Source organism: Streptacidiphilus sp. MAP12-16, from assembly GCF_041262165.1.
Classification (GTDB): domain Bacteria; phylum Actinomycetota; class Actinomycetes; order Streptomycetales; family Streptomycetaceae; genus Streptacidiphilus.
On the sequence record NZ_JBGCBY010000002.1, the window covers coordinates 307,292 to 325,474 of the forward strand.

Here is an 18,183-nt window from a genome sequence, read left to right on the forward strand (position 1 = left end):
GTGCTGAAGATCTAGGCCGGATCAGGGAGCGGCGTCATGCGGCTTCGATTGCAAGGCGGAGGAGGGAGCCAACCGTGGTTGGTAGAGGGCGACCAGGGGGCACCTCCCGCCCGAAGGGTGGGGGAGACAACGCGGCAAGCGGAGTCGCAGGGCGTCGCGAGCCCGGCCTAGATCTTCAGCACCCTCCTAGACTCGGTCGCGACCATTCGAGACGAGCATCGGGGGAGTCAGGTGGAGTTCCGGGCGATCGAGCGTGGGCCTGGTGCGTTCCAGCAGTCGGTGACCGCCGACCAGGTTCGTGTGATGTGCCGACGGGTGTTCGGCGCGCAGGTGCGCGTCGTGTCGGCCGTCGAGCTCGGGGGCGGCTCGTACAACAGCACCTATCGCGTTGATATCGGCGCAGAGCGTGCGGTGATCCTGCGGGTCGCGCCTGAGCCGGCACGCCAGTTCCGCATCGAGCGGGAGTGGATGCGCAACGAGCACGCCGGCGTGCCCTACTTCGCCCCGATCGCGCCGCTGATTCCGCGCACGCTCGCCATCGACTTCACTCACGAGGTCATCGGACGGGACTACCTGTTCCAGAGCTTGCTCGACGGTGTCCCCGCTCCGGAGGGCCTCGCCGCCTATCCCCGTCCGGAGTGGGCGCCGTTCTTCCGGGACATGGGATCGATCGCGCGCGACATCCACGCGGTGCGCGGCACCCGCTTCGGCCCCGTGGCCGGGCCGACCTTCGCCACGTGGAGCGAAGCGGTGATCGCCTCCCTGGACGACACCGCTGCCGACCTTGAAGACGTCGGCCTTGACGCGACCGACGTGCGCGACGTCGCTGCCGCAGCTCTCCAGCAACGGGCACTCTTCGACGAGATCACCCAACCCCGGTTGCTGCACGGCGACCTGTGGACGGGCAATCTGATGCTCGCAAGCGGGACGCCGGTTCCCACGATCACGGGTGTGCTGGACTGCGACCGGACGTCCTGGGGCGACCCGGAGTCCGACTGGACGATCTTTGTGGCCGGGCGGAGACCGGGCACGGAGCGAGACGCGTTCTGGGAGACCTACGGGTCGCCGGCATCCACACCCAGCGCGGAACAGCGGTTGGCGTTCTACCGGGCCCGGCACATCGGAGCCGTTCGGTTGGAGGGACACCGGCTCGGAAGGTCCGAGAGCGTTTCGGCGACCTACGAGGACATGCGCGACGTCCTCGCGCGCATGGACGCCCGCGTCTGATGCCCACGCGGCGTCCATGCTGCCGCGTGGGGCGTGAGGTCAGTTCCTCGGCGCGGCCAGGTGTTCGAGGATGGCGACGGCCTCGGCGGCTCGGTCGTGTGGGACGAAGAGGTGGTCGTGGTGGAATCCGGCGACGACGTTGCAACTGATCCCGGCCTCTGCGAGGGCGACCGAGACGGCTGCGGTCAGACCGACGGCCTCCAGCGCGGAGTGGACCCGAAGGGTGATCCAGCCGGCCAGGTAGTCGTAGCCGAGCCCGGCGGCGTCGGCGTCCGTCCTGGTGAGGACGAGGGTGACGCCTTCCGGCTCGACGACGGTGACCACCGGCGCCACATCACTCGGGACGGCGCCGCCCGGCACGGTGGTGAACACGTAGACGCCTTGGTTCAGCTGCGGGCGCATGGTCGCCAGCAGTTTCGTCAGGTCGCTCTCTCCAGTCATGATCGCCAGCCTACGCGCCCGCCGTCGCCGTCACTGCTCCTCGGGAGCGGAGGCCGCTGACGCCGGCTCCGCGGCGACGATCGCGAGCCTTCTACCGGTGCACACCGGGCAGGGCCACGGCAGCGGCTCGACCTTGTCAGGATCTGGGATCGGCTCGATCGTCACGGTCGGCATCGCGCAGAGTGTCCCTGCTTCGCCCGTCAACGCGGCATGGAGCGTGCGTCGACCGTCGCCGAGGTCGGGTGGTCCAAGGAAGTAGACGAATTCAGCCATGTCCCCACCTTCGACTCCGGGAGCTCACACGGCACGCGCGGGCATCCCGTTCGGGTGATCCGAGCGTGAGACGGCGCGTGGCTCGGGCGGGCGGCCGTGCGGGTCCTGAGCTGATGAGGGGCGTTCCAGGTGGGGGGTGGACGGCGACCGGGCCTGGGTGCTGCGCATCGCCCTGCACCCGGCCTGGCGGAAGCTGGGGCACCTCCGGATTCCGTCCCTCGGGGGGACAGTGCCCTCGAATGCGCCGACCACACCATCCGCCACGGCCGTACCTGAACCCGCGTCAGGTGCGCTCAGCCGTAGAGCTCGCGGTAGCTGGGGAAGCCGGCGGCGCTCTCCGCGGCCAGCATCGCGTGGACGATCGCGCGGGTCAGCGCGTCCGCGCCGGCCGCGAGGACGGCGTTGAGCGCGCCCGCGGCGATGTGCACGCCGAAGGCGGGGTCGCCGAGTGCCGCGCTTTGGTCTGCCGGGACGAGCGGGCGGGTGCCGGTCGAGAGAGCGAACACCGTGTCGCCGTCGGAGAGGAGATGGACCGGTCGTACGGCGCGGGCCAGGCCGTCGTGCGCCGTACCGGCCAGCTTCTGTGCCTGAGCCTTCGTCAGGGCGGCATCGGTGGCCACCACGGCGAGGGTGGTGTTCAGCGTCCGTGACTGCTCCAGGCGGGCACTCGCCGCCCGGTGCCGCTCGGGCGTGGGGACGGGCAGTGCGAACTCTCCCGCCGCACCGAATCGCGCGCCGTAGAGTTCGCCCGTGGCCGGGTCGAGGACGGAACCCGCCGCGTTCACCGCGACCAGCGCGGCGACGGTCACACCCGACTCCAGCACCGTGCTCGCCGTCCCGATGCCGCCCTTCAACCCGCCGGCGACCGCGCCCGTCCCGGCACCCACGCAGCCCTGCGGCACCGGCGCTCCCTGAGCGGTGTCGGCGGCGGCCGCGACCGCCTCCCGGCCCATGGCCGCGTCGGGACGCGCCCGCCAGTCACCGCCCCGCCCGAGGTCGAACAGCGCTGCCGCCGGAACGACCGGGACCACCTGGTCCGGATCAGGACCCACCCGGAAGCCCCGCCCCTGCTCCTCCAGCCAGGCCGCCACCCCGCCCGCGGAGTCCAGGCCGAAGGCACTGCCGCCGGTCAGTACGACGGCGTCGATCCGCTGCACCAGGTTCCGCGGGTCCAACGCGTCGGTCTCCCTCGTCCCGGGCCCGCCGCCGCGCACATCCACCGCGGCGACCATCCCACCGTCAGGTGCGAGCACCACCGTCACTCCGGACAGCCAGCCCTCGCCGACCCGCTGCGCATGGCCGACCCGCAACCCGATCACATCCGTCAACCCGTTCACCGCTCCACCATCGCACCTCGGCGGTCCCCCAACGCAGCCGAGGGTCGGCCCCAGCGCGTGGGCGGCGCGCAGCCATGACATTTGTCATCACTGCTGGTGACGGTCGGCACGCCCCGGGGCGGCCCCGGGGCCGGAGGCTGGGTGCATGGACAACGCGGAGAACGTGATCGAGGCGGCCGGGGTGCGGCGCCGGTACAGGGGCGGCTTCGAGGCCGTACGGGGAGTGTCGTTCGAAGTGGCGCGCGGCGAGCTGTTCGCGCTGCTGGGGACCAACGGGGCCGGGAAGACCTCCACGGTTGAGTTGTTGGAGGGGCTGGCTTGGCCGAGCGACGGCACCGTCCGGGTGCTCGGGTGCGACCCGTTCACCGAGCGGTCCCGGGTTCGGCCGAGGATCGGGGTGATGCTCCAGGAGGGCGGATTCCCGGCGGACCTGACGGTGGCGGAGACGGCGCGGATGTGGGCCGGGTGCGTCAGCGGAGCCCGGCCGGAGCGGGAGTCGCTCGGCCTGGCGGGGCTGGCGGACCGGAGCGGCGTGCGGGTCAAGCAGCTGTCCGGCGGCGAGCGGCGCCGACTGGACCTGGCGCTCGCACTGCTGGGCCGACCGGAGGTGCTGTTCCTGGACGAGCCGACGACCGGGCAGGACGCGGAAGGGCGGCGCGACACCTGGGAACTGGTGCGGGAACTCCGGGGCGAGGGCACGACCGTACTGCTGACCACCCACTACCTGCAGGAGGCGGAGGAACTCGCCGACCGGCTGGCCATCCTGCACGAGGGTCGCATCGTCGCTTCCGGCACGCCGTCGGAGGTGACCGGCGCGCGCCCGGCCCGGATCACCTTCGGCCTGCCGGAGGGCTGGCACCCCGGCGATCTGCCGCCGCTTCCGCAGCTCGGCGTGCTGGGGTACGAGGTGCACGACCGGCGTGTGGTGCTGCACACCGACCGGCTCCAGCACTCCCTCACGGCGCTGCTGCGCTGGGCGGAGGAGCGGAGCGTCCCGCTGGACCGGCTGGACGCGCGGACGGCGTCGCTCGAGGAGGCGTTTCTGGCGATCGCAGGCGACGCGGGGCGCGCGGGGTTCGACACAGGCACGGCATTCGGCACAGGCACGGCTTTTGACGCAGGCACGGCGTTCGATGCCGCCACGACGGACGGGGTGGCACGATGACGGCGGCGAGGACCACCGCGGCAGGCCGGGTGAGGGCGCTCGGGCGGGCCGAGCTGACGCTGCTGCTGCGCAACCGTACAGCGCTGGCCATCGCGCTGCTGCTGCCGGTCGGCACGGTGGCGGCACTGCGTCCGACGATGGCTCAGTTCGGCACCGGAGCAGCGGCGGTGGGCGCCGACCTGCAGTCGATCAGCGGCGGCATCGGCCTCATCCTGCTCTACGTCGTCTACTACAACCTGGTCACCGCCTATGTGGCGCGCCGTGAGGAGCTGGTGCTGAAGCGGCTGCGCACCGGAGAGCCGACGGATCCTGAGATCCTGGCTGGTACGGCCCTCCCGGCGGTCGCCGTGGCGCTGGCACAGTGCGTGGCGCTGATCGTGGCCGGCTCCGCGCGGCTGGGCCTGGACCTCCCGCACCGACCGGAGCTGCTGATCGGGGGGCTGGCGCTGGGCATCGTGCTGTTCGCCGCGCTCGCCGCCGCGTCCACGGTCTTCACCCGCAACGTGGAACTGGCCCAGCTCACGACTGCGCCGGTGCTGCTCGTCTCGGCGATGGGCTCGGGAATCCTGATCCCGCTGCAGTCGATGCCGCACCTGGTGGGCGAGGTGTGCCGGTGGCTCCCGCTGACCCCAGTGGTGGAGCTCATACGGGCCGGCTGGCTGGGCGGCTCCCTGGCCGCGCCCCTGGAGGTGCTGCGGGCGCTGGGCACCGCACTGGCCTGGACGCTGTTCGCGGTGTTTGCTGTACACCGTTGGTTCCGCTGGGAACCGCGCCGCTGACAACCCGGAGTGACTGATGGTGAGCCTGACGGGCTGGTGGCACCGGCGGAGCGATCCCGCACGGATCGAGCTGTACACGCGGTCCTCGTTCTACTTCTTCGCCCTGTCCGAGATGGCCGTACTCGGCGGTTCGCTGGCCAGTGGGGTCACCTCGGCCGGACCGCGGCTCGGGTTGCTCGGCCTGGCGGCTGTGCACGCCGCGCTGTGCGCGGTGCTCCAGGCCAGAGGTCTTGACTGGCTTCTGGGCCGCAGGGAGCGTCCGGTCAGGCTGCTCGCCGCCGTCGCCACGCTCTCCGTGGGCGGAGCCGCGGCCGCGCTGGCGCTGCGCTCGGGCAGCTCCCTCCTCCACGGCGTGGACGTCTCGGTGCTCGTCGTCGGCCTGTTCGCGTACGGCCTGGGGGCGATGGTCCTGGGCATCCGCGGGACCCGTCCGATGCTGTACGGCGTGCTGGGCGCGGCCGTCGGCATGGGCGCTGTCTGCGCGCTGCTGGGGCTGCCCGGCCCCACGGTCGCCGGGTTCGCCGCCGCCGTGCTCGTCGCCAGTGGCGTGATGGTGCTCACCAGCGGCTGCTCGGTGTGGCTGCTGAGCGTGGTGTGGGAGCTGGACGCCGCCCGCGAGCTGCAGTCACAGCTCGCGGTCGCGGAGGAGCGGCTGCGGTTCGGGCGGGATCTGCACGATGTGATGGGGCGGAACCTGGCGGTGATCGCGCTGAAGAGCGAACTGGCGGTGCAACTGGCCCGTCGGGGGAGGCCGGAGGCGGTGGAGCAGATGATCGAGGTGCAGCGGATCGCCCGGGAGTCGCAGCACGAGGTGCGCGAGGTCGTCCGCGGGTACCGCAGAGCCGATCTCGCGGTCGAGCTGGCCGGGGCGCTGTCCGTGCTGCACGCGGCGGGCATCGACGGCACGGCCGAGGGGGACGACGGGAGCGCGCTGCCGCCCGAGATCCAGGCCGCCCTCGGCTGGGTCGTGCGCGAGGCGACCACCAATGTGCTGCGGCACAGCGAGGCGCGGAGCTGCGTCATCCGGCTGAGCACAGGTCCATCGGCGGTGCTGTCGATCGACAACGACGGGGTGCCGGAGCCCGCGGGGAGCGGTATCTCCGGTTCGGGTCTGAACGGGCTGCGCGAACGGCTGGCGACGCTCGGAGGCACCCTGGACGCCGAGTCGCGGGCGGGAGCCTTCCACCTGACGGCCGGGGTGCCGCTGCCCCGGCCGGAGGTTCCCGCCACCGTCGCGCAGCAGTCGGGGCCGGTCGTATGAGCGGACGCATCCGGGTGCTGCTGGCGGACGACGAGCACCTGATCCGCGGCGCGGTCGCCGCGCTGCTGTCGTACGAGGACGACCTGCTGGTCGTGGCCGAGGCCGCCTCCGGGCCCGAGGCGCTGGCGATGGCCAGGGCGCACCGGCCGGACGTCGCCGTGCTGGACCTGCAGATGCCCGGCGGGATGGACGGGGTGGCGGTGGCCGCCGCGCTGCGGTCCGAGCTGCCCGTTTGCCGGACGATGATCGTCACCAGTCACGGGCGGCCCGGCCATCTCAAGCGGGCCCTGGTGGCGGGGGTGCGCGGGTTTGTCCCGAAGACGGTGTCGGCGCAGCGGCTGGCCGAGATCATCCGCAGTGTTCACGCCGGAGGGCGCTATGTGGACCCGGAGCTGGCCGCCGACGCCATCAGTGCCGGGGACTCGCCGCTGACCGCGCGCGAGGCGGAGGTACTGGAGCTGGCGGCGGACGGCGCGCCGATCGCCGAGGTCGCCCGGCGCGCGTCGCTCTCCCCGGGCACCGTGCGCAACTACCTGTCCTCCGCCACGGCGAAGCTCTCCGCGGACAACCGCCACACGGCGGTGCGGATCGCCCGCGAACGGGGCTGGGTCTAGGAGGGTGCTGTCCGTGGACCTCGCTCCGACGCCGGATCAGCGAGCAGGCCTGCGGCGGCAGGCTGCGCCTCCTACGAGGTCGCCGTCCGCATCTGGCTACAGCGGTGAGCCGTGCCCCAGCTCGGACAGGCACACGCGTGGGAGGGGCCGGTCCTCGATGGACCAGCCCCTCCCACGCGTCTCCGCTGTGTCCCCCACCCGGGAACGCGGAGCGCGGTGCCGCAAGAGCTGCCGTTCCCTGCCGACCTGTGGGGGCCGACGGGGCGGGACTACGGCGTGCCTGCGGGCGATGGACACGTGGCCGGGTCAGGGCCGTCCGACGCGTCCCCTTGGGGGCGGACCGGGTCCGGGAGCCGCTCCGAACACCTACTGCCACCAAGCTCGGCTTCTCGCCGTTGACCACCACTCTGCCGAGGGAGTGTTAAGCGCGTGCTGCCGATCCGTGTCGTGGGCGTACGGATTTCACTGCACCTGTTCCATCGCCGGTGCCGCGAGGGACGATCGCACCCGGGCACGGACGCGCGCGGGCGCCGGCGGCGAGTTCGGCCTGGCTGCTCATGACCGGCGTGGTGCGCGGCTTGACTGCTCGTCCAGCCACTGGGCGAAGGTCTGCTTTCCCCTCGGGCCCGGTGTGGTGGGCAGCAGACCGCCTTCGGCCATCTGCCGTGCGCCGGCTCCCGGCAGTCGGACCGGCAGCACCCAGCGGTGTTGGCCGCGCACGCGCAGGAGCTGACGGGCCTGCTCGACGAGCGACTCCTCGCCGGGGCCGGCCAGCTCGGGAGCCAGACCCAGCGGTGGGCCCGAGACCAGTGCGACCAGCGCCTCGGCGACCTCGTGCACCGCGATCGGCTGGCTGAGCATCCGGGGAACCACCGCGATGGGCCCGCGGGTGCGGGCCAGGACCTGGCCGACGAACTCGTGGAACTGGGTGGCACGCAGTACGGTCCACGGCACGGGCCCGGTACGCACCAGTTCCTCCTGGCGGCGCTTGCCCTCGTAGTAGCCGAAGTCGACGCGGTCGCTGCCCACGATCGAGAGCACCACATGGTGGCTCACGCCCGCACGCTCCTCGGCCGTCAGCAGGTTGCGCGTGGCCGCTTCGAAGAACGTCCGTGCGACCGCGGCCCTCGTCGTGGTCACGTTGCTGACGTCGATCACCGCACCGGCCCCGACGAGTGCGGCGTCCAGTCCCGCACCCGAGACCAGGTCCACGCCTCTCGCCCGGGACAGCACCACCGGTTCATGCCCTGCGGCGGTCAACACCCGGACCACCTGTTGCCCGGTCAACCCGGTCCCACCAGCCACTGCGACGCGCATCTGCCCAGTTCCCGTCTGTCACTGCAGGGCCACGCCGATCGCGGCCCATAGGGATGACAGGACAGGCGCAGCAAACGTGACATCCGGCCCTACCTTCCTGATTTTGATCGAGCCCTTCGTAAGGTTGGGTGACCCAGGGGTGCTGGGTGTGGCAGCACCGGCCTCTGGTCCGGCTTCTGAGAAACAGTCATGCTGTTGGGGCCGGAGGACGCCCGTGGCGTGCTGGTCATGGCGTCAGGCGGGCTTGAGGGCCAGCGTGAACCACACGGTCTTGCCGTCAGCGTGGGGCCGCGTGCCCCATCTGTCGGCAAGAGCTGTGACCAGGGCGAGGCCACGTCCGTTCTCGTCTTCCTGGCCCGCGGACCTTTCGCTGGGAACGGTCGGGCTGCGATCGGTCACCTCGACGGACAGTTCGGCCGCGGCGCGGCGAACCTGCAGGCCGAGCGGGCCCTGCGCATGGCGGATGGCATTGGTGAGCAGTTCGGATGCGAGCAGGCAGGCCGTCTGGACGGTGTCCGCGGGGCAGTTCCAGGGGGACAGTGTGGCGGCGACGAAGCGCCGTCCCGCGGACGCGGACCTTGGCCCCGCTGACAGTTCGACCGCGGCGCTGGACTCCGGTGCCGCAGGGACCCGGACGAGCAACAGGGTGACGTCGTCGTCGTGCGCCTCGGCGTCCGGGATCAGCGTCTTCAACAGAAGATCGGCGGTCTGGTCCAGCACCTGGGCGTCGACCACGCGGTCCGCGAGGGCGGCCTCCAGGGTGTCGGCCAGGATCTGGATGCGGCTGTCGATGTCGGAGTCGGGTGTCTCGACCAGACCGTCGGTGTAGAGAGCCAGGGTGGCGCCCGGCGGCAGCGACTGGACGGCCTGCTGATGCGGGAAGCCACCGACGCCCAGCGGCACGCTGATGGGGGAGGGCAGCGGTCGCGTCGGCTGGCGGGGGACCGCGAGCAGGGTCGGCGGATGCCCGGCCGAGCAGACGGTGACCTGGGCTGCGGCGGGATCGACGATCAGGTAGCAGCAGGTGACGAGCTGGTCGGGTAGTTCCGAGACGAAGTCGTCCAGCGCGGTCATGAGCCTGGCAGGGGACATGCCGGTCTGGGCCAGTGCGTGGGCAGCGGCCCGGAGTTGGCCCATCACCGCGGCGGCGTCCACGCCGCGGCCCATCACGTCCCCGATCAGGATGCCGATGCGCCCGGCATCGAGGGGGATCAGGTCGAACCAGTCGCCGCCCACCCCGGCCTCCTGAGCCGACGCCAGATATCGGCTGGAGGTGGGGAGGTGGGAAAGCTGCGGCGGGGTCCCCATCAGGCTGTGCTGCAGGGTCAGCGCGATGTGCCGCTGCTGCTCGTACAGGGCCTGGTGCTCCGCCTCGATCCGCCTGCGCTCGGTGATGTCGCGGATCGCCACGGACACAAGCAGCCCGTCCTCGGTCTCCAGCGGGCTGATGCTGAGCTCGACGGGGAACTCGTGCCCATCGCGGTGCCGCGCGCGCGGATCCGATTCAGCGCCCTCGGGCGGGGTTTCGAGGCGGACGCGGTAGCAGTCGAAGTGGGCGGGGTCCTGCGGGAACGGAGGCTCGGGCAGAAGCAGGGCGAGGGGGCGGCCGATGAGGTCCTCGCGCCGGTGACCGAGGAGGTTCTCCGCCTGTGCGTTGACCATGACCACGGCGCCGGCGCCGTCCGCGATGACCGTCGCGTCGGGGGCCGCCTCCAGAAGGTCGCGGAAGCGGCGCTGCAGTCGCTCGGCCTCGCTCCGGGCGAGGACGCGGTCAGTGACGTCCAGCGCGACCCCGCACACCGCATACGGTTCGCCCGCACCGTCGATGAGCGGGAAGAGCGTGGTCAGGTAGTGGTGCGGGCCGTCCTGCTGGTGGATGACCTCTTCGTGCTGCACGGCAGCCCGGTTCGCCAGTACGACGAGATCGGCGGTCCGCGCCGCCGCCGCGGCTTCGGGCGGTAGCAGGTCCTCGACCCGGGCACCGGCCACGCGGTCCCGGACGGCGCCGACGACGTGCTCGAAGCGGGAGTTGGCGGCCAGGTAGCGGCCGTTCAGGTCTCTGGTGAAGATGACCGCGGGCGTATGGTCCATGAATGCCTGCAACTGCGCATACTCCCCGACCTTCCGCTCGGCCCGGGCACCCGCGTTCTCGACCCTGCGGGCGAGCGCCAGTGCGGCGAATCCGGCCACCAGCAGGGCGCAGGTCCTGGCGTAGGCGAGCAGTGCGACCCCCAGCCGGGCGCCGTACCAGCCCCTGTCCTGGCCGGTCAGCTGGACCCAACCGAGGACGGGGATCAGAACCAGTGTCACGCCGACCATCCAGCGGCCCAGATGCCCGGTTGTGGCGGAGTTGGTCAGCAGGGCCGCCAGACCCTCGTCCGGTCGAAGCAGGAACGTCCCGAGACCGAGCATGACCAGCGCCAGCCCGGTGCTCACGTCCATCGCCGGGGCGTCGCCGATTTGCCCCAACTGCCTTACGTGGTAGGCGAGGCCGTCCAGCCTGGCCTGACCCAGCATCAGTGTGGCCAGGGCCAGGATCTGCCCGAGGAGCAGCGCTCGTGACCCACCGGAGCGGACCGCCAGCAGCGCCGCCCCCGCCAGTAGTAAGCCCAGCGCGGTGTTCGGGGCCATCCGCCCGGCGAGGTGCGTGTCGATCCCGGTGACGTAGGCCCCGGAGCCCAGTAACGCAAGGAGCGACGCCACCGTCACGGCGGGCCAGGCGATCCGCCTGCTCACCCGGTCGGGGCGCTTCAGCACGGTCAGCAGTAACAGGCCCGCCAGCGCCACCAGTGCCAGTGCGGTACGCGGCTGCATCGCCGCGGACTGTCCTGGCACCACGGTCTGCAGCAGGTGCGCGTGCAGCAACCCGTCCAGCAGCGCCGCTCCGGCCAGGACCAGGCTCAGCGCGGCGACCGCTCGGGCGATCACCTGAGCGACGGAAAGCACCCGCGCGTGGAAGGGCAGAGCCCACTCCGCATCGAAGTGTTCCACCTGTTTTCCGCTCTCCCGCGCTGTTCGTCGGGCCGCGTCTCCCGCCCACACCGACCGGTACCTGACGCCGCCAGGCACCCAAACCGTATACGCGTTCTCTGTACGGCCGATGGGATATACCGAAATGCGCAGCCGCAGGCAGCGCGCCGGTCGGCCCGCCGCGGTGCGGTCCGGTCCGGTCCGGTTCGGTCAGGTCAGGTCAGGGTTTGCGGGCGACGCCGCCGTACATCGCCACGTCGGCGTCGTCCAGGCCGGTCGCGGAGCCGTCCGGGCGCCAACGGTGGACCAGGACCACTCCCGGATCGACCGGATCCAAGCCCTCGAAGAACTTCTCGACCTGACCGCGGGTGCGCGCCTGCACGTTGATCCCGCGGGCGTTGTACTCGCGCACCACGTCGGCGATCGCCGGGTTGGAGTCGGTGGTCACCATGGACAGTGCCAGGAAGCTCCCGGAAGGCAGTGGTTCCAGCAGGCGCCGCACGATGCCGACAGGATCCAGGTCGTCCGGGACGAACTGCAGCACCGCGATGACGGACAGGGCCACCGGCCGGCTCAGGTCGAACGTGTTGTGCACCTGCGGGGCGGCGACGATGGAGTGGGGATCACGCATGTCCGCCTGGACGTAGGCGGTGCGCCCCTCGGCCGAGCTGGTGAGCAGCGCACGGGCGTGGACGAGCACCATCGGGTCGTTGTCGACGTACACCACCTGGGAGTCCGGGGCGATGCCCTGGGCCACCTGGTGCAGGTTGGGCTCGGTCGGGATGCCGGTGCCCACATCCAGGAACTGGCGGATCCCCTGTTCGGCGGCCAGGTAGCGGGTCACCCGGTGCATGAACGCCCGGCTCTGCCGCATGGAGGCGCGCAGACTGGGCCAGCCGCGCAGCATCTGCTCGGCCGCCTCGCGGTCCGCCGGGAAGTTGTCCTTTCCTCCGAGCACATAGTCGTAGATCCGGGCCGAGTGGGGAATGTCGCTCCGCAGATCCATCTGCGGTACCGGCGGCTCCTGGAGCCGCGCCTTCATCCACTCCGAAGAGTTCCCCACCGAGCCCACCTGCTCTCTCGCCTGCCGCTCAGCACATCGCCTGCCGTCGCAGACGCAGCATAGCCTGGGACCCGAGCCGCCCCGCAGACAGCCCGATGGAACGTCAGGAGTGCTTCAGGGCAGGGTCATCGGCCCGGCGACGACCCCCGGTAACCGCTGGGCGCGACCTGGTGGCCCGAAGACACCCCCCTCGTCGCAGGCCTGGCCCCGACCGTCAGCGGGGCCGCTCATCCGGCGGTGCGATCACCGTGCGTTGTCGCGCCAGCTGTGGACCGGGGCATAGCCCAGCACCCGCCGGGCCTTGTCGATGGAGAGCAGGGTCTCGTGCGGGCCGACTTCGCGGCGCACCGGGACATCCGGGTAGACGGCCTTGAGCAGTTCGTCGTTGGGCCGGGACATCACCGTGTCGGGACTGGCGATGACGAAGACGTCCGCCCCGGTGCCCTGGTGGTCGAGCGCGCGGCGGACGGCCTGTGCCCCGTCCCGGGCGTCGATGTAGCCCCACAGGTTCCAGCTGCGCAGCGTCGGGTCCGTGTCGTAGGAGGGGAAGTCCGCGTAGTCCGCGACCTCCATCACATTGGAGAAGCGCAGCCCGATCATCTTCAACTCGGGGTCCCAGCGGCAGAACTGGGCGGCCATCTGCTCCTCCAGGTGCTTGCCGAGGGAGTAGGTGCTCTCCGGGCTCGGCGGGTACTCCTCGTCGGCCGGGACGTACGGCGGGGGAGTGTCGAAGGGCAGACCGAGGACCGTCTCGCTGGAGGCCCAGACGACGTTGCGGATGCCCGCGAGGCGTGCGGCGGCGAACACGTTGTACGAGGCGGGGACGTTGTTGGCGAAGGTCGTCGCATTGGGGCGCAGGCCGGGCGCGGGGATCGCGGCCAGGTGCACGACGGCGTCGACGCCGCGGTAGCGGTCGTCGACGGCAGTGAGCACCTCCACGACCTGGCCGTAGTCGGTGAGGTCGGCCTTGACGAAGGGGCAGAGCTGTTCGGCGGGCGCGGCGGCGTCAAGGTTGACGACCTGCCAGTCGTGCTCGACCAGGTCCCTGACCACTGCTCGCCCGAGCTTCCCGCTGCCCCCGGTGACGACGACCCGCCGACTCATGCGCAACCCCTTCGTCCAGTACGCCGACCTGCGCAGCGCGCCCGGGCCAGGGTACTCGCTGCGGCGAGTTCGGCCGGGCGCGCCGCGGCGGGGTCGCACCCGGAGGCACCCCGTCCTGATCGAGCGCGGACCGTCAGGGCCACACGTCGGGGCCGCCCAGCCTCCACTCGATGATCGTGGGATCGAGCTCCACCCACTCGGTCAGGCCGGCCATGTCCAGAAGCCGGTAGACGTCGTCGCGACTCTCAGCGAGGGCGACGACGTGGTGGCCGAGCTGCACGCGGCGGCCGGTACCAGCTGATCCGGTCTCCGGCGGCAACACGACAACGATGGGTTCGGGAGCGGTGGTGTCGGCCATGGGTCCAACCTGGGGCGGGAGTGGGGGTGGTGCGCGTCCTGGGCTCGGCGAGGGCGGATCCTCGGCTGCGTGGCCCTGCTACATCCTGTGACGGATGGTGCGCGCTGCACAACATCATTGGGCCGCACGGGTGGCCTGTTCAGCGGGTGCGAGGGGGCGCATGGTTATGACCGGTCATCTTGAGACGCGTCAACCGCGCGGAGCCGAGTGCTACGACAACAGGGAGACGAGCGTGTCGTGCACGCCCTTGCCGCCCGGTGGGTTGGGCACCAGCTTGGCCCGGTCGTGCGGCTCCCGGCGGAAGAGGTGCAAGCGTCCGTCGTGGCGGGCGAGGATCATGTCGGTACTGGCGCCGGCGATCTCGGCCGATCCCTGCGCGGTGTAGTGGGTGACGGTGACCAGCGCGGAACGCTCTGACGAGGCGAGCACGCCGTCGGCGTCAACCGCCGGATCATGGTCCGCCAACGAGCCCCGGGGCAACCAGTCGACGAGAAAGCTGAGGGCCTCCTCCATCTTGTACAGGCCGATCTCGTGGACGCCGAGAGCGTCGATGCGCACCATCAGGCAGATCCGCTCGGGCTGCGGGAGGAGCAGGATCCGCCACGGCTCGCCGGGACGCGTTCCGGTCGCGCGAGCGTCCAGCACCATCCGGGCCCGCTGCTGGAACGCCACCGCGATGCCCAGATCTCCTCGTACTCGGATCTGCTCGGCAGCGGATCCTGCCAGAATAAGTTGCCGGGCCGCCAGCGAGCGGACCGCCTCGGCGAGTACCTCGTCCGACGGCCGGGCCTCAAGGAAGTCCACGATCGCGTCGACCGCGGTGAGCTCGGCGATGGTGTAGGCACCGAGCAGCACCGGCCCGGTGTTGACCAGACTCACCACGGCCGAGACCAGCCCCTCGGGCACGGACGCCTCACCGGGCCCTGGGGGCACCGATGCGGGACCATTCGTGTCAGCGTCACTCATGGCGATCCTTCCGCCCACAACGTCCACGGCGGCGGTTGTTCGCCGCGCTCGGCCAGAATCGCGGCAGTGCTCTGTGACGGCGTCTCGGAGACCCACACTTCGGAGTTGCCGAACAGACCCCGTCCGGCCAGGCCGGACAGTGCCTGGCCCAGCTCGCTCGCCGGGTCCGTCCGGTCTGGCGGTGGGAATCGTGCCGCCAGATCCTGCGACACCGCGGTGGCATCGTCATCGGCCTCGATCCGGCGAAGCGCCAGGGTGAGCGAGTTCGCAACCGGCGGCGTCAGGGACGTGGGGACGGCCAGGTTGGGCGACAGGTACATCGGGCGCCGCTCGGTCGACCGCGACAGGCCCCACGGGCCGACATTGCTGCGGGTGACCCGGTAGACCAGGTAGTCCATGAGGTGCCGGATGTCGGTGAGGCTGGGCACCTTGCGCTTGCCGAAGGCGGCGGGGGTCTTCTCCAGTTGCACCCACGTGCCCTGCGCCGTCCGCCCGTGCAGCTTCTCTCTGACCACCTGCCCGCGCATCCCGATATCGGGATAGAGCGTCTTGTCGATATTGCGGTGGTGGCTGGATATGCGCGGATGGCTGACCTTGGAGAACCGCCAGTCCTCGTAGAGTTGCGGGTTGTCGACCAGGACATGGCCGCCGCACAGCACGTCGTGCAGTTGTGGCACCTGCAGGCCGTGCCGCTCGAGATCGGAGAGGATGGCCGCTTCCTCCGGGCTGAGGTGCCCGGCTGCTGCCAGTAGTCCCTTGCGGTACGCCCCGGCCCGAGCGGTGATCTCGATCATGAGTCGGACTCTGGTTCGCACCTGTTCGGTCCGCTGGTCGTCCAGAGCATCGGAAGCCACCTCGGTGGGTCGCCCGGTGCGCGTGGTGAACGTGAGTAGGTGCTTACGATCCACGTTTTCAGTAGAGCACAGCGCTCAACTACGTGCTCGACGGCAGCAGCCGCATGGTCGCAACGGTGCCGCTTCGACCGGCCTGGGCGCGCAGTCGGCGCGCCCAGGCCGGCCTTCTTCTCCTATGCAGTGGCCCACTGTTGGTTGCTCTGGCTGTTGCAGGGCCAGAGGTCGATACCGGTGCCGTTGGGGCTGGAGCCGCCACCGATCACATCGAGGCACAGGCCCGACTGCACACCGGTGATCGTGCCGTTTGAGTTGACGTTCCACTGCTGGTTGCTCTGACCGTTGCAGGGCCAGAGGTCGATCTTGGTTCCGGCGCCCGTGCCCTGACCAACGGCGTCCAGGCACAGGCCGAGCGTCTGCAGCTGCTTGCTACTCGTGTAGGTCCATTCCTGGTTGGCACCGTGGTGGCAGTCCCAGATCTCCTGCAATGTACCCGGCGCCGTGTTCGCGCCCGGGTCGTCGAGGCAACGGCTCGATGCGGAGCTGACGTACTCGCTCGCGGTGCCGCCCCCGCTGCTGCCGCCGGTGAATCTCTGGAAGGCGCTGGTGAAGGCATTGGCGTTCTGGCTGATCCCGCTGCAGGTCGAGGACGCGGTGCTCAGGCCCGGGCAGCCCCCGTTGTCACGGCCCTCGGACCAGAAGGAGACCATCGCGATGCCCATGGACGCGGCATGGGATTCCACCGTGGAGGCGTCGGCCAGCGTGAAGACCTCGCCCGCGCTGTCGTTCTGACCGATCATCGGGGTGTTGCCCATCCTCGCGTACGCGGCCGACAGCGAGATCCCGTACGCCGAGGCGACCTGGCTTGCGGCTCCGTCCAGCGCCGAGTTCGAGGCGTTGCCCATCTCCGTGCCTGATGTTCCGTAGTCCATCGACATGATGTTCACGACGTCGGGCGTGAAGCCGTTGGCCCGTCCGTTACTGAGCAGGTTCGTCCCGTCCGAGCTGAGGCCGCTCGGGAAGGAGGGGATGGTGTAGGAGATCGACAGTGAGCGCCCGGTGCTGGAGCCCCATGAGCGGACCTGTGCCAGGGCCTGGTTCGTGCGGGTCACGTCGGTCGTGTTCGTCAGCGCATTGGACTCGATGTCGAAGTCCAGGTGCGTGACGCCGAAGGTGGTCACCACGTTCTCTATCTGGGCTGCGGCAGCGCTCGCCGAGGAACAGGTGTTACCCAGGTCCGTGCCCCCGTTGTCCGTGGTCCAGCCGCCGAAGGACACGATGACATCGCCGCCGGCCGAGCGCAGGGCGCTGATCTGGCTCTGCCAGCTCGCGGTGTTGTACATGCTCCACTGGCAGCCTGCGCCGTCGACAAACGCGAGGGTGAAGAACTTGTTTCCGGTGGCACTCGCGACGCTGGTCAGCGTGGTGTTGCTCAGTCCCGCGTCGACATAGGGCGCGGAGAAATGGGCAGGGAAAGCGGTGGCCGCACTGGCAGTCGTGGCGGAGCCGGCCAGCACCACACCGAGGGCGCCAAGGGCTAGCGCGGTGACCCCTGACAGCAGACGTGCGCATCTCAATCGAACCACTCCTCTTTCACTTCACAACAGCGGGATTCGGGCAGCTTGTTGAGCGAGGCGGCGGCTCGTGGACGCGCCCCGGTGCAGGGGGAGGGGGAGCGACGGTTCGCGTCTGCTCTGCCCCGGTGCCGATGACGGCGGACGGACGATGCCATGTCTGACTTCGCAGCAATTCGTCCGGGTCCAGAACAGCCCTCCGAGAAGTCCGCTGTCAAGACTTTCGCCGATACTGGTCTAGTCCTCTGGGGCGGGAGTTGAGCCCGGGCAGGTAGCCACGTGCCGTCAACTGCCTGGTCGAGGCAGCCGAGTGACATGTACTCCGCAGAATTCTCCAATTGGTCTAGACCTAGCCATGGCGTGGGCCCCATAGTGGTCCACGGCCGACAAAACGGCCAATGGATCGGGCACTTGCGATGAGAAAGAGGTTCATTCGTGCGACTCAAGACCCTGTTGGGCCTGGCAGCCTGCGTCGCGTCAGCTACCGCAGCGCTGGCGGTCGGTCCCGCGCAGGCGGCGCAGTTGCCGTGCAACCTGGGTGGTAGCGGGAACACGGCCAGCGTGACCTGCTACAGCGGTGCGCCGTACACCTGGCGGCTCGTCGTCGACTGTGTCGACACCAGCAACGTCTACTGGCCCAGGATTGTCAGCACGACGTACGGCGCCTACCGCACCGGCGACGGCACCGAGGTTCTGTCGTGTGCTGCTTCGCTGCGCGCGGACGGACGCATCGAGGCGCGGTAGCACCGTGGATGTGACGGCCTCGGCGTGCGGAAGCCTCCGGTTCCCGGCGTTGGCGCGGAGGCCGTCATCCGGCGGGGGCATGAGTGGGCGGCGGCCCAGGGTGCGCGCCGGTCCGCCGAGCAAGTCTGCAGGTTCCTTC

17 protein-coding genes are annotated in these 18,183 nt (G+C 70.7%); 6 read left to right on the top strand and 11 right to left on the bottom strand.

Annotated elements, in window-relative coordinates; all coding sequences use genetic code 11:
* Nucleotides 1-231: 231 nt before the first annotated feature.
* The gene (locus ABIA33_RS03400) at nt 232-1,227 is read left to right on the top strand and encodes a phosphotransferase family protein (protein WP_370076748.1); all 996 of its coding nucleotides are present in this window, start codon (nt 232-234) and stop codon (nt 1,225-1,227) included.
* 39 nt (nt 1,228-1,266) lie between these two features.
* Here the strand turns inward: ABIA33_RS03400 and ABIA33_RS03405 are convergent, their stop codons facing one another.
* The 3 genes from ABIA33_RS03405 to ABIA33_RS03415 all read right to left on the bottom strand — a co-directional run bounded on the left by ABIA33_RS03405 (nt 1,267) and on the right by ABIA33_RS03415 (nt 3,359).
* Nucleotides 1,267-1,668 carry an ACT domain-containing protein gene (locus ABIA33_RS03405; RefSeq protein WP_370076750.1) on the bottom strand — a complete coding sequence of 134 codons (402 nt, stop codon included), beginning with the start codon at nt 1,666-1,668 and terminating at the stop codon, nt 1,267-1,269.
* Nucleotides 1,669-1,698: 30 nt separating this feature from the next.
* Complete coding sequence (locus ABIA33_RS03410; RefSeq protein ID WP_370076752.1) at nt 1,699-1,941, bottom strand: hypothetical protein; 243 nt, start codon at nt 1,939-1,941, stop codon at nt 1,699-1,701.
* Nucleotides 1,942-2,234: 293 nt separating this feature from the next.
* Nucleotides 2,235-3,359: a P1 family peptidase gene (locus ABIA33_RS03415; protein ID WP_370076754.1), complete on the bottom strand. Its 1,125-nt coding sequence runs from the start codon at nt 3,357-3,359 to the stop codon at nt 2,235-2,237.
* 64 nt (nt 3,360-3,423) lie between these two features.
* On the opposite strand from ABIA33_RS03415, the gene ABIA33_RS03420 reads away from it, so the two are divergent.
* Genes ABIA33_RS03420 through ABIA33_RS03435 form a run of 4 tightly spaced genes read left to right on the top strand, consistent with a single transcriptional unit; the run spans nt 3,424 to nt 7,097 of the window.
* On the top strand, nt 3,424-4,443 hold the full coding sequence (locus ABIA33_RS03420) for an ABC transporter ATP-binding protein (protein ID WP_370076755.1): 1,020 nt from the start codon (nt 3,424-3,426) through the stop codon (nt 4,441-4,443).
* A complete protein-coding gene (locus ABIA33_RS03425; protein ID WP_370076757.1) occupies nt 4,440-5,222 on the top strand; it encodes an ABC transporter permease in 783 nt (260 codons plus the stop codon). Before ABIA33_RS03420 ends, ABIA33_RS03425 begins: the two co-directional genes overlap by 4 nt.
* A 16-nt stretch (nt 5,223-5,238) precedes the next feature.
* Nucleotides 5,239-6,483, top strand: coding sequence for a sensor histidine kinase (locus ABIA33_RS03430; RefSeq protein WP_370076759.1), 1,245 nt, complete (start codon nt 5,239-5,241; stop codon nt 6,481-6,483).
* Entirely contained in the window at nt 6,480-7,097 is a 618-nt protein-coding gene (locus ABIA33_RS03435; protein WP_370076761.1) for a response regulator, read from the top strand. The genes ABIA33_RS03430 and ABIA33_RS03435 overlap by 4 nt, the downstream gene beginning before the upstream one ends.
* Before the next feature lie 555 nt (nt 7,098-7,652).
* Here the strand turns inward: ABIA33_RS03435 and ABIA33_RS03440 are convergent.
* From ABIA33_RS03440 to ABIA33_RS03475, 8 genes are all read right to left on the bottom strand, one after another.
* Nucleotides 7,653-8,414 carry an SDR family oxidoreductase gene (locus tag ABIA33_RS03440; protein WP_370076763.1) on the bottom strand — a complete coding sequence of 254 codons (762 nt, stop codon included), beginning with the start codon at nt 8,412-8,414 and terminating at the stop codon, nt 7,653-7,655.
* 234 nt (nt 8,415-8,648) lie between these two features.
* Nucleotides 8,649-11,405, bottom strand: coding sequence for a SpoIIE family protein phosphatase (locus tag ABIA33_RS03445; protein WP_370076765.1), 2,757 nt, complete (start codon nt 11,403-11,405; stop codon nt 8,649-8,651).
* A gap of 199 nt (nt 11,406-11,604) precedes the next feature.
* The gene (locus tag ABIA33_RS03450; RefSeq protein WP_370076919.1) at nt 11,605-12,426 is read right to left on the bottom strand and encodes an SAM-dependent methyltransferase; all 822 of its coding nucleotides are present in this window, start codon (nt 12,424-12,426) and stop codon (nt 11,605-11,607) included.
* Nucleotides 12,427-12,690: 264 nt separating this feature from the next.
* The gene (locus ABIA33_RS03455; RefSeq protein WP_370076767.1) at nt 12,691-13,551 is read right to left on the bottom strand and encodes an NAD-dependent epimerase/dehydratase family protein; all 861 of its coding nucleotides are present in this window, start codon (nt 13,549-13,551) and stop codon (nt 12,691-12,693) included.
* 133 nt (nt 13,552-13,684) lie between these two features.
* Entirely contained in the window at nt 13,685-13,909 is a 225-nt protein-coding gene (locus tag ABIA33_RS03460; RefSeq protein WP_370076769.1) for a hypothetical protein, read from the bottom strand.
* Nucleotides 13,910-14,119: 210 nt separating this feature from the next.
* A complete protein-coding gene (locus ABIA33_RS03465) occupies nt 14,120-14,875 on the bottom strand; it encodes a hypothetical protein (RefSeq protein ID WP_370076771.1) in 756 nt (251 codons plus the stop codon).
* Nucleotides 14,872-15,669 (bottom strand): hypothetical protein, encoded by a 798-nt coding sequence (locus ABIA33_RS03470; RefSeq protein WP_370076773.1) that lies wholly within the window; start codon nt 15,667-15,669, stop codon nt 14,872-14,874. The genes ABIA33_RS03465 and ABIA33_RS03470 overlap by 4 nt, the downstream gene beginning before the upstream one ends.
* A gap of 233 nt (nt 15,670-15,902) precedes the next feature.
* Nucleotides 15,903-17,303: a ricin-type beta-trefoil lectin domain protein gene (locus ABIA33_RS03475; protein WP_370076775.1), complete on the bottom strand. Its 1,401-nt coding sequence runs from the start codon at nt 17,301-17,303 to the stop codon at nt 15,903-15,905.
* 432 nt (nt 17,304-17,735) lie between these two features.
* Here ABIA33_RS03475 and ABIA33_RS03480 point away from each other — a divergent pair, with 432 nt between their 5' ends.
* A complete protein-coding gene (locus ABIA33_RS03480) occupies nt 17,736-18,044 on the top strand; it encodes a hypothetical protein (RefSeq protein WP_370076777.1) in 309 nt (102 codons plus the stop codon).
* Nucleotides 18,045-18,183 lie beyond the last annotated feature (139 nt).

Bases quoted from the DNA above. Each gene is read 5' to 3' on its own strand.
- ABIA33_RS03425 (WP_370076757.1), top strand. From the start codon at position 4,440: ATGACGGCGGCGAGGACCACCGCGGCAGGCCGGGTGAGGGCGCTCGGG.
- ABIA33_RS03460 (WP_370076769.1), bottom strand. From the start codon at position 13,909: ATGGCCGACACCACCGCTCCCGAACCCATCGTTGTCGTGTTGCCGCCG.
- ABIA33_RS03470 (WP_370076773.1), bottom strand. From the start codon at position 15,669: ATGATCGAGATCACCGCTCGGGCCGGGGCGTACCGCAAGGGACTACTG.
- ABIA33_RS03435 (WP_370076761.1), top strand. From the start codon at position 6,480: ATGAGCGGACGCATCCGGGTGCTGCTGGCGGACGACGAGCACCTGATC.
- ABIA33_RS03440 (WP_370076763.1), bottom strand. From the start codon at position 8,414: ATGCGCGTCGCAGTGGCTGGTGGGACCGGGTTGACCGGGCAACAGGTG.
- ABIA33_RS03405 (WP_370076750.1), bottom strand. From the start codon at position 1,668: ATGACTGGAGAGAGCGACCTGACGAAACTGCTGGCGACCATGCGCCCG.
- ABIA33_RS03420 (WP_370076755.1), top strand. From the start codon at position 3,424: ATGGACAACGCGGAGAACGTGATCGAGGCGGCCGGGGTGCGGCGCCGG.
- ABIA33_RS03410 (WP_370076752.1), bottom strand. From the start codon at position 1,941: ATGGCTGAATTCGTCTACTTCCTTGGACCACCCGACCTCGGCGACGGT.
- ABIA33_RS03415 (WP_370076754.1), bottom strand. From the start codon at position 3,359: ATGTCATGGCTGCGCGCCGCCCACGCGCTGGGGCCGACCCTCGGCTGC.
- ABIA33_RS03465 (WP_370076771.1), bottom strand. From the start codon at position 14,875: ATGAGTGACGCTGACACGAATGGTCCCGCATCGGTGCCCCCAGGGCCC.
- ABIA33_RS03450 (WP_370076919.1), bottom strand. From the start codon at position 12,426: ATGAAGGCGCGGCTCCAGGAGCCGCCGGTACCGCAGATGGATCTGCGG.
- ABIA33_RS03430 (WP_370076759.1), top strand. From the start codon at position 5,239: ATGGTGAGCCTGACGGGCTGGTGGCACCGGCGGAGCGATCCCGCACGG.
- ABIA33_RS03455 (WP_370076767.1), bottom strand. From the start codon at position 13,551: ATGAGTCGGCGGGTCGTCGTCACCGGGGGCAGCGGGAAGCTCGGGCGA.